At 72.4% G+C, this 15,615-nt stretch carries 7 protein-coding genes; 4 read left to right on the forward strand and 3 right to left on the reverse strand.

The annotated features are described in order from the left end of the window. The first annotated feature begins 65 nt into the window (after positions 1 to 65). The gene (locus WMF14_RS16740) at positions 66 to 1,622 is read left to right on the forward strand and encodes a protein kinase domain-containing protein (RefSeq protein WP_437802115.1); all 1,557 of its coding nucleotides are present in this window, start codon (positions 66 to 68) and stop codon (positions 1,620 to 1,622) included. A gap of 81 nt (positions 1,623 to 1,703) precedes the next feature. Here the strand turns inward: WMF14_RS16740 and WMF14_RS16745 are convergent, their stop codons facing one another. Beyond that, entirely contained in the window at positions 1,704 to 5,594 is a 3,891-nt protein-coding gene (locus WMF14_RS16745) for a serine/threonine-protein kinase (RefSeq protein WP_437802117.1), read from the reverse strand. Positions 5,595 to 5,987: 393 nt separating this feature from the next. Here WMF14_RS16745 and WMF14_RS16750 point away from each other — a divergent pair, with 393 nt between their 5' ends. From WMF14_RS16750 to WMF14_RS16760, 3 genes are all read left to right on the forward strand, one after another. After that, complete coding sequence (locus WMF14_RS16750; RefSeq protein ID WP_437802119.1) at positions 5,988 to 7,526, forward strand: hypothetical protein; 1,539 nt, start codon at positions 5,988 to 5,990, stop codon at positions 7,524 to 7,526. Beyond that, entirely contained in the window at positions 7,523 to 8,431 is a 909-nt protein-coding gene (locus WMF14_RS16755; protein ID WP_437802121.1) for a hypothetical protein, read from the forward strand. The genes WMF14_RS16750 and WMF14_RS16755 overlap by 4 nt, the downstream gene beginning before the upstream one ends. 204 nt (positions 8,432 to 8,635) lie before the next feature. Next, positions 8,636 to 10,285, forward strand: a complete 1,650-nt coding sequence (locus tag WMF14_RS16760) for a hypothetical protein (protein WP_437802123.1) — start codon at positions 8,636 to 8,638, stop codon at positions 10,283 to 10,285. 264 nt (positions 10,286 to 10,549) lie between these two features. Here WMF14_RS16760 and WMF14_RS16765 read toward each other — a convergent pair whose 3' ends face one another. Beyond that, positions 10,550 to 11,401 carry a hypothetical protein gene (locus tag WMF14_RS16765; RefSeq protein ID WP_437802125.1) on the reverse strand — a complete coding sequence of 284 codons (852 nt, stop codon included), beginning with the start codon at positions 11,399 to 11,401 and terminating at the stop codon, positions 10,550 to 10,552. Between the two features lie 10 nt (positions 11,402 to 11,411). Then, entirely contained in the window at positions 11,412 to 15,410 is a 3,999-nt protein-coding gene (locus WMF14_RS16770; protein ID WP_437802127.1) for an RHS repeat-associated core domain-containing protein, read from the reverse strand. Positions 15,411 to 15,615: the final 205 nt, after the last annotated feature.

Genomic DNA, 15,615 nt, shown 5'->3' on the forward strand with positions numbered 1-15,615 from the left:
TCCCCGTGCAGTCCGCGAGAGGCTTCGGGAGATACAGGCTGATCGCAAAGCTTGGGCAGGGAGGGATGGCCGAGGTCTTCCTCGCTGCGCATCGCGGCCCGCTCGGGTTCGAGAAGCTGGTCGTGATCAAGCGGCTCAAGCCGGGGATCGCGACCGAGCCCGAGGTCAACGCGATGTTCCTCGACGAGGCGAGGCTCGCCGCGCGGCTGAACCACCCGAACGTCGTGCAGACGTACGAGTGCGGTCAGATCGACGACCAGTACTACATCGTGATGGAGTACCTGGAAGGGCACTCGCTCGATCGGATCTGCAGGAAGATCGACCCGTCGCGTCACCGCGCGGTCTACCTGGCGATCCTCGCCGACGCGCTCGCCGGGCTCCACTACGCGCACGACCTCATGGACTTCAACGGGCAGCCGCTCCAGGTGGTCCACCGCGACATCAGCCCGCACAACATCTTCGTCACCTACGACGGGCAGGCGAAGGTCGTCGACTTCGGCATCGCGAAGTGGGCGACGCGCGACGCGGACACCAGCACCGGCGTCGTGAAGGGGAAGATCCGGTACATGGCGCCGGAGCAGGCCCTCGCGACGATGGTCGACCGCCGCGCGGACATCTTCTCGATGGGCCTCATCTTCTGGGAGCTCGTCGTGGGCGAGCGCTTCTGGGGAGATCTCTCCGACGTGCAGATCCTCCAGCGGCTCACCTTCGGCGAGATCCCGAAGCTGCGCGAGCGGTGGCCCGCGGCGCCTGACGCCCTCGAGCGGATCTGCTCGCGCGCGCTCGCGATGGCGCCCGAGGAGCGGTACGCGACGGCGGCCCAGATGCGTGACGACGTCGAGGCGTACCTGGCGACGATGGGCCGCCGCCCCTCCTCGGCCGAGATCGGTCGCCTCATCGGTGAGACATTCGCGCACCGCCGCGCCGAGGTGAGGTCCGCGATCAGCGACCAGCTGGGGCGGCTCCACGCCGGCGCGGCCGAGGGCGGGGAGGAGTTCGAGATCCTGCCGGTGCTCGAGGAGCGCGGCGCCGTGCCGTGGTCTCAGCGCATGCCGCTCTCGCAGATGTCGCAGCAGTTCTCCGCGCCGGTGGGGGACCAGATGCTGGGCGACGACCCGTCGCGCGAGGACAGCATCTCGAACCGCCAGACGATCCCCACGATCATGGTCGCCAACACCAAGTCGACCCGGCGAAAGGCGCTCTGGAGCGCGGGGATCGCCGTGCTTTCGGTGCTGCTGATCGGCGGCGCGTGGGCGGTCCTCGCGCTCCGATCCTCGAGGACCCCGCCGGAGAGAGATCTTCCGACGGAGGCGAGGGACGAGCCCACGACCCCGCCTCCTACGACCTACGCGCCCCCGGTCGCCAACCTCGTCGAGCTCCGGATCATCGCCACGCCGCTCGACGCGAAGATCTACCTCGACGACGTGGAGCTCCCCAGCAACCCGTTCTTCGCGAGGTTCAGCCGGGATGGCACCGGGCACCGCATCCGGGTCACGGCCGACGGGTACACCCCGGAGGCGCGCTTCGTTGTGTTCACGCGCGACGAGGTGCTGACCATCAACCTCCGCCAGGTGCCGTCGACGTCCCCCAAGGCGGGCGGCGGCGCCGCGCCGCGGAAGTGACGGGCAGGGCCGCGGGCTCGGCCTAGCCGCCGGACAGCCGCCGGAGGCGTCGCGAGGGGCGTCGGAGCGCCGCGCGGGGCTCTACGGCCGGCCGCTCAGCATCGCCTCGAGCTCCGGCGGCACGCAGCCGTAGGCCTCGGCGGCCACGAGCAGCGCCGAGTTCTGCGGCAGGTTGAGCAGGAACGAGCTGGCGTAGGGCGTCCCCTCGAGGCCCTTCAGCCGGCGCAGGAGCGGGGGCATCGCGCGCTCCATCGCGGCCCGCGCGCCCTCCAGATCGCCCATGTCCACGCAGGCGTCGTGGAGCGCGAGGTAGATCGGCGCCTCGTTGAGCAGGCTCGGCGCGCCCGCCTCGACGAGGGCCGCCGCCTCCCGCGCGATCTCGCGGGCCTGCTCGGCGTTGCCGAAGCGGCGCTCCGCCTCGGCGCAGAACCCGAGCGCCACGGGCAGGACGTCGCGGTTGTCGGTGACCCGGTACGCGTCGGTGGCCTTCTTCAGCAGCGAGCGCGCCCGCGCGAGGCCCGACGACTCGAGGCGCAAGAGCTCGCAGCCCCGGTAGAACAGGATGCCCAGCGTCACCCGGTCGCGCACGACCCACATGCTCCCCGCGGCCTCGTCCGCGCTCGCGCGCGGCTCCGCGAGCACGGCGTCGAGCCGAGGCTCGGGGCCGAACGTCGCCGCCCAGCAGAGCAGGATCATCTGCCCGTGCCGCGCCGCCCCGGAGCTGCCGATCGCCTGCGCCCTGGCGATGCCCCCCTCGATCTCCTGGAGCGCCTCCTCCCGGGCGCCGATGGTCGTCAGCGCGAAGCCGACGTTCATCGTCAGCATCGCCTCGCGCTCCTGCAGCCCGGCCCGGCGCGCGGCCCGCGCCGCGTTCCGGCGCGCCCCCAGCGCGGCGGCCGGCTCGCCGCGCGTCTGGTGGGCGACCGCGCGCGTCTGCCACGCGTCGACCGCCGCCCAGACGAGGTTCCGCCGCGCCGCCAGGTCGAGCAGGTGCGCGGCCTCCTGCTCGGCCATCGCCAGCTGCCCGGCGAACGCGTGGACCTGCGCCAGCGTCGCCGAGCACTGCGCCTCCTCCTCGACGAGATCGATCGACCGGGCGCGGTCGCGCAGCGCCGTCAGCCGCTCCTCCAGGTCGATCCCGGAGCCGCACGCGTGGTCGTAGCGCGCGCGGGCCGTCAGCGTGCGCAGCTCGCTCGCCTCGTCGAAGACGTTCTCCCACATCGCCCGGATCGCCGAGTCGCGCTCGGGCGAGCGCGCGTCGAGCCGCGAGTACGCCTCCTCGAGGAGGACCGCGCGCGCGAACGCCGTCGGCTTGTCGGGGGAGAACACGAGCGCGCGATCGGCCATGGTGACCGCGTCGCGGAGCGAGTTCGTCGCCAGGGCGCGCCGCGCGGCGGCCTCCCAGCGGATCGCGGCCTCCTCGTGCTCGCCCCCGAGATCGAAGTGCTGCGCCACCGTCGCGCTGTCCTCGCCGAGCCGATCGAGCCAGCGCGCCGCCGCGGCGTGCAGCCTCCGGCGGAGCTCTTCGCCGACGGACGCGTACGCGACGTCGCGGACGAGCGCGTGCTTGAACAGGAACTCGCGCGCGGCCGGGAAGCGCGACGCGGGCTGCGCGACGAGGAGCTCCGCGGCGATGAGCTTCTTCAGCGCCGTCGCGGGCTCGGCCACCCCGACCTCGGCGAGGCCCAGGTCCCACACCGACAGGCCGAAGACGCTCATGCGCACCACCGCCTCCCGGGTGGGCTCGTCGAGCGCGTCGAGGCTCACCTGGATGGCCGCCTCGATCGTGGGCGCCGTGGCGGCGTCCTTGCCCGATGCGATGACCCGCGCGAGCTCCTCGGCGAAGAGCGGCGAGCCGGCCGCCTGCTGCGCGACGCGGTCGAGCGTCGCCTCGTCGAACGGCAGCGCGGCCGCGGCCGCGCTGAAGACCGCCCGCGCGATCTCGCGCGTGGCCCGGCGCGCGATGGGGCGCAGCTCCACGCGCACGTGGTCGCGGCCGGCGAAGCGCTGGCCCTGGTCGCGCCAGAACGCGGGGCGCACCATGAGCAGGATGAACAGCGCCCTCCCGGTCGCCCGCCCGAGGAGGTGATCGAGCCACGCGACGCTCTCCGGGTCGGCCCACTGCGCGTCCTCGACGAGCAGCGCGCACGGCTCGCTCGACGCCGCGTCGACGGCGATGTCGGTCATCGAGAGGTAGAGCGCGTCGCGCGCGCCGCGCAGGTCGACGCCGTCCGGGAACGGCTGGTTCGCGAGCAGCCGCGCGAGGAGCCCGCCGTCGCCGTGGAGCGGCCGCCGCGCGCGCACCGCGTCCTCGGCCTGCTCGAGCGACGCGCCCTTCGGCAGGCCCATGAGGACCCGCAGCGCGTCCGTGGCGACGCCGAGCGCCTGCGCGCGGCCGAACGACTCGCAGCGCAGCTGGACGAGCCGCGGCGGATCCGGTCGATCCACGATGCGGGCGACGAACTCGCGCGCGAGCCGGCTCTTGCCGATCCCCGGCGGCCCCGAGATGCTCATCACGACCGGCGTCCCGTCCTCCACGCACCGCTCGAACGCCGCGACGGTCGTGATGAGCTCGGCGTCCCGCCCCACGAACGGCGTCTGCGCGTCGGGCCGCTTCGGCGCGCGCGCCAGCACCCGCACGGCGCCGCTCTCCAGGGGCTCGCCCATGAAGCGCCCGCGGGACAGCTCCACCGTGGTGGCGTCCGCGAGGACCCGGCCGAGGCCCGCCTCGCGCGCGAGCGCGACCGCGCGGTCGACGACCTCGCCGGCGGCGCGCGTCCTGTCGACGCGCATGCGGCCGGAGGCGACGCCGACGCGGCCGCCGCGGCCGCCGAGCGCGAGCCCGAGCTCGAGGGCGCGGGACGCCTCGTCGCCGTGGGCCTGCCGCACGCCGAGGTGGGCGGCGATCGAGTCCGTGCCGAGCGGCAGCGCGTCGGCCCCGCGGCGGCGCAGCGCTTCGAGCTCCCGCTGGCGCTCCTCCCCGGTGGCCACGTGCAGCGCCACGATCGTGGTCACGAGCCGCGTCCCCATCGCGCCCGGCGGGTTGTCGCTCACGCGCAGCGGCGACGGGGTGGGCAGGTACGGCTCGTCGGCGAGCGCCGCGAGCCTGTCCGCCACCTCGCGCGCCGAGCTCGGCCGGAGCTCCCGGTCGGCGAGCAGGAGCGCGTGGATCAGGTCGTCGAGCGCCGGGACCACGTCGAGCAGGAACTCCGAGAGGCGCGGCGCGGGCGTCGTCGCCAGGCGGACGAGGGTCGCGATCGAGCTCGGCCCCATGTGCGGGGGCCGGCCTGCGACCAGCTCGAACAGCGTCGCGCCGAGCGAGTAGAGGTCGCTGCGCGCGTCCACCGTCGCGTCGCCGCGCGCCTGCTCGGGCGAGATGTACGCCGGCGTGCCGACGAGGCCCCCCGCGTCCGTCGTGAGCACGACCTCCTTCGACGCCGCCACGCCGAAGTCCACGAGCTTGGTGCGGAGCGGGGCGTCCGGCGAGCCGCGCAGGAGGATGATGTTGGAAGGCTTGATGTCGCGGTGGACGACGCCCGCGGCGTGCGCGGCCGCGAGCGCGCTCGCCACCTGCCGCCCGACCTCGATCCCCTCGCGCAGCGAGAGCGGGGAGCGCTTCTGGCGCGCCGCCAGGTCCTCGCCGTCGAGCCACTCCATCGCGATGTAGGTCGCGCCCTCCTCGATGCGCCGCCCCTCCGCGTCGACAGCGCTCGCCTCGAGCGTCCCGAACGCAACGACCCTCACGATCCCCGGGTGATCGAGCTCCGAGAGGACCTGCCCTTCGCGGGAGAGCCGGGCCTGGCCCTCGGCGTCGACGCCGACCGCCGTGATGATCTTCAGCGCGACGTAGCGCTCTGTCTGCACGTCGAAGGCGCGGTGCACGGTGCCGATCCCGCCGCGGCCGACCTCGTGCTCGATGTGGAACCGGCCTGCGACGAGCGGCCTTGCGGACTCGATGCGCGCGGAGCTCATGCGCTAGCCGACGTGGTTCGTGGGATGGGAGCCGAGGGGGCTCCGGCGCAGCGGAGAGGCGATCTCATCGCGTCGGGCCGCGTGGGCCTGCGGTGTTCCGACAGGGCGCATTCGCGAAAGAGACTACGCCGTCGCTCATGGCAGTTCCAGTGTCGCGGTCGCGGGGACCCGGCAGCGTGGCGGACGCGGCGAGCCGGCAGGAGAGCTCGCCGAGCCGCGCGCGCCTCTCTGGCGCCTGGCGCGCCTCTCTTGACGGACCCGGCCGGGGAGCCCGCAGAGCGCGCGGCGGGCCTCTCTTGACGGATCCGGCGGCTCCTCCTACGGTCTTCGGCTCCGCTGCTCCTCCAGCGTTGCGCTACGTTGCGTTACGTTCGAGCGGCGGGAGCCATTTCGATGCTCGATCGCGTCGCCGTTCACCAGACCCGGCTGCGCACGCCCGGCCTCGGGCTCGACGCCAAGGGGGTCGCGCTCGGCGCCAAGGGGCTCGTCCTCCTGCCGTCGATCGATCGGCTCGTGGCCTTCCTGGCGCTCTACACGCGGCAGGGCTCGCTCGCGGACATCCTCCGCTCGCTCGTCGTCGAGATCGTCCGATCGAAGCTGGGGGCGCGGGAGGTCACCCTCCTGTTCGCGGCCGAGAGCAGCGATCGGCTCGACCGTGTCGCCGAGATCGCGCGGCTCGCGGGCGGCTACAGCTTCACCGGCACGAGCCGGCACTTTGTCCAGTACCGCGACGCGGCCGCGCCGTTCGGGTACGACGTCCCGCAGATCCTGCCCAGCGACGCGGCGCTCTCGCTCTATCACAACGCCTTCTCGCAGACGTACGAGGTCGAGCGTCGCGTCGACGTGCGCACGCTCCTGCTCCGGCTCGAGCCGCACCTCGATCCGGCCGCCGGGCGGGACCCTGGCCCCCGCTGGCTGCTCGCGGAGTCGGGGCTCGGCCCGGCGCTCATTCGCTACTTCTCCCGGAGCAGCGTCGAGGCCGAGGTCGGCCTGTGCGAGTGGCCGCCGGAGTCGAGCTTCGATGACGCCCCGGTGCTCCGGTACCTCTTCCGCGCGCCGGCCGTCCCTGCCCGGATGGTCCCGCTGCTCACGAGCACGCCGGGGCTCGGGTATTTCGTGCCGGTCGCGCCGGGCGCGGCGGTGGAGGTGGGGTTCCGGCACCCGGTCAACCTCCGCGCCTGCCCGGTGTTCGGCGAGGCGGGCCTCGTGCTCTTCCGGGGCGGGGGCCGCGAGGCGCTGGAGATCGCGAAGCTGCCGGCGATGGGCGACGTCGCGGCGTTCGCCCGGGTGGAGCTCGGCCGCGAGCCCGTCGCGGCGAAGGTGGCGGCGGAGGGCGACGCGCAGCGCCCCGCGTCGGTCGTGCTGTCGCTCCGCCTCGTCCCGAGCTCCGAGCCGTGGCGCTCGGTCACGGCCTCGTGGATCCGGCCGCAGGAGATGCCGCTCCTGCGGCACGTCGCCTACGCGCTCGGCCCCGAGACCCTGCGCCGCGCCCGCATCGCCTTCACCGCTGCGGGCGCGTTCCTACGGCACCCCACCGGCATCGAGGGGATCCCGGTCGGCGAGTTCTTCCGGGAGGTCCATCCGGGCCTCTACATCCCTGCCGGCTACGATGCGGTCCCTGCGGTCGCGCCCGGCGTGCTGTTCCGCGCGCTGGGCGCCCCCGCCGGGCAGGCGCTGTTCATCGGGCGCGACGGGGGGGCGATCGGCGTGCCGGAGGAGGCGTTCGTCGCCCTCGAGACGGCGCTGCTCGAGGCCCAGCAATGGTCGGCGGTGGCCGCGTCGTCCGCGGGCCTCACGGCGGCGCTGGCCACCGAGCTGCCCGAGGTCGTGCTCGGCGGCGTCGGCATCCGGCCGCTGCGCGATCTCGCCCCGTCCGAGGCGCTGGCCGAGCCGAGGGCGCTGCCGCCGGGCGCTGGCCGGGCGCCCCAATGACCCAGGCCGAAGCGATCGCCGAGCGGCTCTCCGAGCTCCAGGCGAACGTGCTCGCCCCGCTCGTCCTCGGCGGTCCTCTGCGCCCCGTGCGCCCCTTCGGCGTCCGGCTCGCGCTGCTCCTCGGCGACGGCGCGCCGGCGATCGATCGCGACCTCGGCTCGCGGATCGATCTGGTCCGCGTCCGTGTCGCCCGCCTCATCGCCCCCGTCGACGTGCTCCCGGGGCTCACCGCTGCCGAGTGGGCGCTCCTTGCCGCGCTGAACGACCTGCTCCAGCTCACGAACCACGAGCTCGCCAGCGTCCTGACGCGCAGCCGCTATCCCCGCCTGCTCGCGAGCGTGCGCGACCTCTGCGAGCTCGTGCCCGCGCCGGTGGACGTCGGGGCCGCGCTCTCGCGGCACGTGACGTTCGCGCGGGTGCTCGACTGCTTTCGCACGGACGCGCTCGTCGCCTGGTGGACGGGCCGCGCGAGCTTCCGCGGCCAGCGTCCGCCCGCGCGGCTGCTCCGGTGGCGGCAGCTGCGCGGCGTCCAGGTCGACACCCGGCGCGTCGGCCTCGCGGACATGGGCCACGACGTCCCGGGGCTCGCCCCGCCGGACTTCGCCGAGGCGCTCTCCCTCTGGATGACGCGCACGCCGCTCACGGATCTCGCGACCGCCGCGCGGAAGGACCCGCCGTTCGCGTGGTCGGCCTCGACGCTCGCGGTCGTCGCGACGCCTCCTGGCCGGAGCCTCGCGTACCGCGTCCTCCTGCGCCAGCCCCACGACCTCGCCGTCGCGGCGCTCGCCCGCGCCGCCCGGGAAGTCCCGCCGCGGTTCGCCCAGGCGCGGGCGCTCGCCGAGTCGTTCGCCAGCGAGGTCGCCGCCGGCATCAAGCTGCTCGACGAGCGCTCCGCGGCCGGCTGACCCGCGCCTGCCACGCGCTCGTCCTGTCATCTCCACGCACCGCGCGCGGCTTTGCTCGGCTCAAACGGTGCGTGGTACGCTCCGTCCTCCTTGCAGTGCGGAGGCGCGCCGTCCTTGCGCTCGCGCCTTGGACATCACCTCACGGGCATCGCCCTGGGAGCGACGGACCGTTTGAACCGGCAAGACGCTGAGACTTCCGACAAGTTGCTTGCTTCCCCCTGGCGCGCGCGGCGCCGCGGCTCCTGCGTCGAGGCGTCGCGGCGCGCCTGGAGCGCCGGGCGCTCCTGCGCGCGCCTCGCCGGCGTCGCGCTCGCGCTCGCGCTCGCGGTGAGCCCGGGCGTCGCGTTCGCGCAGGCGGAGGCGCTGCTCGACGAGGGCAAGAGCCTGATGAAGAAGGGCAAGGTCGCGGAGGCCTGCCCGAAGCTCGAGGAGAGCTACAGGCTGAGCCCGAGGTCGGCGACGCTCCTCGCGCTCGCGATGTGCCACGAGAAGCAGGGCAAGGTGGCGACGGCGTGGGCCGAGTACATCGATCTCGGCGCAGCGGCCCGCAAGGAGGGCAACAAGCGCCTGGAGGCCGACGCGAAGGCGAGGGGAGCGAAGCTGGAGCTGTCGCTCCCGCGGCTGACGCTGAGCGTGCCGCGCGCAGCCGCGGTCGAGGGGCTCGAGGTGACGCTGGACGGGGCGCCGGTCGACGGCGCGCTCTGGGGTCAGGCGAGGCCGATCGATCATGGCCAGCACAAGGTGAGCGCGAGCGCCCCTGGTCGAAAGCCGTGGGAGCACTCGGTGTCGATCAAGCGGGGCGAGCGGAAGACCGTGGCGCTGCCGGCGCTCGCCAAGGACGCCTCGGCCGCTGCGCAGCCTGCGCCCGCGGCGGAGGCGCCCGCGCCGGCGGCGTCGGTGGCGGCGGCGTCGGAGAAGGGGAGCGCGGCGGCCGGGGACGGCGCCGCGGGGCCCGGGAAGGGCGCTGCGGGGCCGGGGAAGGGCGCTGCGGCGCCGGGGAAGGGCGCTGCGGGGCCCGGGAAGGGCGCTGCGGGGCCCGGGAAGGGCGCTGCGGGGTCTGAGAAGGGCCCGGCTGCGGCGGAGGCTGGGAAGGGCGCTGCCGGGCCTGGGAAGGCTGCCGCGGGGCCGGAGACCGATGCGTCGCCTGCGGCGCCTCCTGCAGCCGAGGAGCCGGAGCCGAGCTCTGGATCTTCGCCGAGGCACACCGGGAGCTTCGTGATCGAGGCCGGTGTGGCCGGCGGCGCGTTGATCGGCCTGATGGACGCCGGCAGCTTCGGCGATCTGAGCGCGTACTCCTACAGCTACAACATCCCGGAGGGTGAGCTCATCGCGCCTTGTGACGATGAGGTCTGCCATGCCAGCTTCGATCCGGCGATCGGGCCGTTTGCTGGCGGGGAGGCGTTCATCGGGTTTGCGATCTCCGAGGATCTGCACCTTGGCGCGCGTGTGCTGGGCGGCTACCGCTTCGGCGGCGGCTATTTCGTTGTCGGCGGCCCCTCCGTCTCGATGCGCCTCGGGCGCGTCTGGCTCGGCCTTTCAGGGCTCGTGGGCCCGGTGGGGCAGCAGGCGAACGTCACCGGGATCAAGGGGGAGATCCCCTCCGAGGTGGTCCACCTCAACTACGGTCGGAGCGAGGTCGCCGTGAACGCGCGCGAGGGCAGCCTCCCCGAGAGCGCGCTCGTCGAGACGCTCGCGTTCGGCGGGAGCGTCGACGTGTCGCTGGTGCTCGCGGACCTTCCGAGCGCGGGCTGGACGTCGGGCGCGCTCCTGCTGAGCGTCTCCCCGACGGTCATGAAGGGCCTCGACGGCTGGGTCTTCGCGGCCCCGGCGAGCCTCGGTTACCGCTTCTACTGAGCGGCCTCACGAGCCGTCGCGCGCTCTTTCGTCGGGCGCCCGGGTGAGGGCACCGGGCGCTTCGGTGCGCGACGAGCGAGACGCGCGAGAGGGCGCAGCAGCGGCAGCGGATGCCCACCCCCGGTCCGTGCTCGGCGCTCCGCGCCTGCGCGCGGCCCGCCCCTCCCAAATCGCGCGCTCCGCGCGCTCAGGGAGGGGAGGGGGCCTCGGGGGGAACACCACGAACGCGACCCGACCGCGCGGAGGACCGGTATCGGCCTCCGATCATTCATCGACGGCGATTCCTTCGCGCTGGAGCGCGTCGTATCGCTCGCGTCCACCTCGCAGATAAGTCTCCACGGTCGCCCGCGCTCCAGGATGCTTCTTTGTCACGGTCCGAGCCGCGAGGAGGAGGTCTTCCACTGTGCGGGACACGATTCGCGTCCTGCAGGTGCCCGATGTGGACGCCGAGGGCAAGCGTGAGACGAAGACATCGGGACTCATCCAGTGCTTGACCAGCGCGTCCGAAGCCTCCTCAATGATGGGCAGGCCGAGAGCCTGTGCGATCGAGAGGCCCGCATCTGCGATGAAAAACGTCCCTGCGTGGTCGCGCATCGCGCGTCGCACATGATCCTCGAGTGCGATCCGTTCCAAGAACGTTGACGCCGATCCAGAGAGAAGTTCGACGCGATCCAACATGGGAATGTAACAGAATACCCATCCAGCCTCGTTGATGTAGAGATCCCGTTCCGTCGTGTACAAGCCTACATGGACCATCGGATCGCCGGTCGCTGACAAACGTGCCATGGGCCACGCTGACGAGACGAGCGCGGAGTCGTCCTCGGGCTCGTCGTCGCCGGGAGAGTCGAGGCCAAGGCATATCAATTGAAAGAGTCCGAGGGCCAGGGAAGGCGCCTTCGGATGGGTCCCTCGACGTACCAGGCCACCGAAGTCTTCTTCAAGTTCGAACACCTTGTCGAACCACGGCGCACCTCGCCGATCGAGCTCCTCGGCGAGCCGCTCGAAGCTACATGTTCTCGAGACATCCCGAAATATATGCTCGCTCGTGAAGAATGAACTCGCGCGGTCCGAGAGCTGCCTACCGAAAGCCTCCAGCGATGGACGAGTTTGGCTCATGCATCGATCCTCAGGGGTGACGCATCCAGCCTTTGCTGGTGAGCGACCAGGTTCCCAGGTTGGTTGTTCCCGGTGTCGATATATTCGGAGATTTGTTGCTCGGATCCTTGTGAAAGCTATCGTTTGGTTTGGAGAAGCGCTCGAGCGGTCCCACGCCTTTCTTGTTTTGGTATCCTGGAGCGAGCACCTTCGTGGGCGGCATCATGCCAGCGAGCGCGAAGAGCCTCGGCACCGTTTGCGAGCAGTTTGGGCATGGAGCGCGAGCCACGCTCGATTTCTCGTGCTTCGACGAGATTCCGTTTTCTTCGTCTATCTCTCGCATGGCGGATCGGAGGTTCTTCTTCCACCCCTCTGCGCCCGGCTCACACTTTTTTGGCCTATTCCTCTCTTCCCAGTCCTTGATGTGTGCGGAGAGCGCTGCTGGCTCTGCGCAGTTCCAGGGAGCGGTGGGGTCATCGGGATCGCGAGCCGGCGTCGGAGGTAACGCGGCCAAGACTGCCTTATGTAGATCGCCCGGGCCTCTGTCCTGGCTCGCGCCGGTCACGGTCGTGCCATCTTTTTTGCGGATGGTGCAGAGGACCGGATCCTTCTTGAGCCCATCCAGATCGATCGCTTCGGGGAGCCACGAATCGGCGTAGGCATATGCCTTGAGGCTCCCTTCCAGCCCTATCGGCTCCGGGCTGAGGTACTCCCCGGTCTCCGGGTCGTAGTACCTGTGCCCGTTGTAGTGGAGCCCGGTCTCCTCGTCGGCATACTGCCCCGGAAGCCTGAGCGGTGTGATCCTGGCCTGTTCGGCCGGCAGGTCGCCGTACAGGCCTGCCTCGAGCTCCGTCGCGGCGCTCCCGTCCCCCTCGAACAGCGCCTCCGGAAACCCGTTCACTCCGTGCACGAAGTACCTGAGCCCCCCCGCCGCGCCCTCCCTCTGCGCGAGCGGCAGAATGCTCTCCGGCAGCGTGACGTAGCTCCGCTCCTCCACGACGGGCGCCTCGTCGTGCTGCGCGCGCTCGGTGCGCTCGTGCACCATCACATCGCCGCGAAAGGCATACCGGGTCACGCTCTCGACCTGCCCGAGTCGCGCCACGCGCTTCTCGACCCTGCGACCGAAGGCGTCATAAGTGAACGAGATCGTCCTCCCCTCCGGGGTCCGCGCCGCCATGAGCCGCCCGTCGCCGGTCCAGTCGTACGTCCACACGAGCTCACGCCGCACCTCCCCCTGGCCGTCCAGCTCGCTCACGCGCTTCCGCACCACATCGCCGCGATCGCTGTACTCGTAGTGCACGGTCTCTTGTCCCGCGGTGCGTGCCGTCAACCGCCCCCCAGGCGCGTACGTACGTCGCTCGCCAGCTCGCTCCATCTCTCCCGCAGCGGTGTAGCGGAACCGCTCGGCGACTCTGCCCGCCTTGCGCCGCTCGACGACGCGGCCGTTCGCATCGCGGAGCAGCTCTCCCATCTTACCGCCGAGGTCCTCGTGGGTGCGTAGCAGCCCCGCAGGCGACCAAGCGTACGTCTTGCGCCACGTCTCGCGCGACGGCAGCGGGCCGACCCAGGCGGGCTCTCCCGGAGCGACGCGCGGTGCCGTAGGCATCCCGAGCACCCGCTGCCGCTCCATCCACCCGTCCGCGTCGACGTCGGTCGCGATCGTGCCGCCGCCTGGCAAGAGCCGCTCGACCTCGAAGCCGCGCGCATCGTATGCGAGGCGCAGCGGCTTGCTCTCCCCGCCGATCTGCACGGCGACGGGCCGCCCCCTGACGTCGCGCTGCACGCTCATCTCGCCCCCCGGCCCGCGCACGGAGGTGGCCTTGCCCATGGCGTCGTAGGTCCACGCGAACGTCGCGAGCACCTCGGCGCCCCGCCGCGTCACCTCGGCCGTCACCCGCCCCCGCGGGTCGTAGGTGTACTCGCACTCGATGTCGCCGCTGACCGCGCGCTCGATCCGGCCGAGAGGATCGTACTCAAAGGTATCTTCGCGCCCGTCGGAGGTGCTCCGCTTCACGAGCCTCCCGAGCGGATCGTACGCGAGACCGACGCTCTCGGAGCCACACTCCCTCCGTACGATCCTGCCCAGCAGATCGAGCTTGTACCGGATCTCCCGCCCATCGAAGGTCCGCTCGCCGGTGATGCGCCCCTCGGCGTCGCGCTCGAGCCGGTGCTCCTCGCCTGCCTCGTTGACGATGCGCACCAGGTCCTGCTCGCGATCGTAGCGGTACCGCACCTTGCTCCCGTCCGGCCGCTCGATCTCGGTGACGACGTGGAAGCCGCCCCAGCGCAGCGTGGTCGTGCGCCCGTCGGCGTCGCCGATCCTGGCCAGGTTGCCGTCGACGTCGAAGTCGTAGCGCGTCACCGCGCCGCTCGGCCCGAACACGGCCGCGAGCCTGCCGCAGGCGTCGTAAGCGAACCGCGTCTCGTTCCCGCGCTCGTCGGTGAAACCCATCACCCGCCCGAGGAAGTCGTAGCGGATGCGTCGCTCGGTGCCGTCGGGCTCGACGACGCGGACGCGGTTCGCGAGCGCGTCGTACTCCATGCGCGTCTCGCCGCCGTTCGGCAGGGTCGCGCCGACCAGCAGGCCGCGCGCGTCGTAGGCGAACCCGACGACGAACCCCATGTCGTCGTAGACGGCCACCACATCGCCGCGCGCGTCGCGCTCGTAACGCGCCGTGCCGCCGAGCGCGTCGGTCATGGCCGAGACGAGCCCGCGCGCGTCGTGCTCGTAGGCGGTCCTGTTCGCCATCGGATCGACCTCGGCTAGAACCCGCCCCTCGGTGTCGCGCTCCCAGCGGAAGACCTGCCCCAGCGCGTCCTGGTACGCGCACAGCGCACCGGTATCGTCGTAGCCGAACCTATGCACGCCGCCGCCGGCTCCCCAGACCATCCTGTCGAGCTTGCCGAAGGCGTTTCCGTCGACCCGCCGGATGGCGCGCGAGGTGATCACCTCCGTGAGCACGCCGTCGTGGTGATCGATCTTGACGTGCAGGAACCCCTTCGCTGGTGAACCGTCACTCAAGGCCCCCGGCACGCCGTCGTCGAGCGCGTCGTTGCCCTCGCGGTGACACCACGCTTCGATGCAGCGCGTGTCCTTGTAGCGAAACTTGGCGACGAGCCCGCCGGGCTCCTCTCGCCGAATCAGACGATGGCGTTCATCGTAGGCGAAGCGGTGGGCGTGGCCCGCGGCGTCCTCGGCCGCGATGAGGTCGCCGCGCGCGTCGAACGCGTACCGCCGCCGTGTCTCCCATCGACCGTGCGCGAAGGCGTTCTTGACCTCGAAGGCGGCGATGTGCCCGTCGCTGTGGCGCCGTACGCGCACGACACGGCCTACGCTGTCGATGACCTGCACGAGGCCGCCGTCCTCGTACGCGAGCGCGACGGCGTTGTCGTGCACGTCGACGATCCGGCTCAGCAGCCAGCGGCTGCCGAGCGGCTCTGCGAACAGATACGCCAGCCCATCCGCCGCGAGCGCGTAGCCCCAGGGATACCGGGTCAGTACCCCGCACGGCAGCCGCACCGATTCGTCCTCATCGAGCTTCCGCGGCAGCTCCATCGCCGCCGCGTGCGGCTCCAGCACCCGCAGGCCGCGACGTCGCTCCTCGATCTGCCACGCGAGCGAGTGCGTCCAGCCAAAGCCGAGGCCGCAATCCTCCTCGACGAGCGCCGAGCTGTAGCTGCGCTTGACCACGAGCGGGATCGCGCCGGGCAGCGCGAGGTCGACGACCGCCACCGTGTAGACGCGCCCTGTGATCGGATCGACCGGATCGCCCGCGTGCGTGCCGCCTCCGCCGCCGTGTGCGGGGTTGGGACAGCCGCCGCCGCTGCCGGGCCCGCAGCTCCCCGCGTCCTTGCCGCCGCCGCGCGCGCCGTTGCCGCCGTTCTTCCCATCGCCGCCTTGACCGCCGCCGCGGCCATTCCCGATGTGGCCGTTGCCACCGCCGCCGCTTCCGCCGCCGCCGAGGATGAAGACGCCGGGGTTCATGCCGGGGATCACCGCCGCATTCGGAAACGGGGCCGTTCGCGCCATGCGAGCATGCTCGGCGACGAGCGTGCCGCCCGCAACCCGCCGGCGGTTCCTCGACGCCGTCCATGGCGGTCCCCGCACGCGGCGGTGCACGCCGACGGGCGTCCCCCCACGCAGAGCTGCATGCCGGCGGGCGTCCCCGCACGCGGCGGTGCACGCCGACGGGCGTCCCCCCACGCAGAGCCGCATGCGGGCGGGCGTCCCCGCA

The sequence above is a fragment of the Sorangium sp. So ce693 genome (assembly GCF_051521375.1).
Lineage (GTDB): Bacteria > Myxococcota_A > Polyangia > Polyangiales > Polyangiaceae > Sorangium > Sorangium atrum.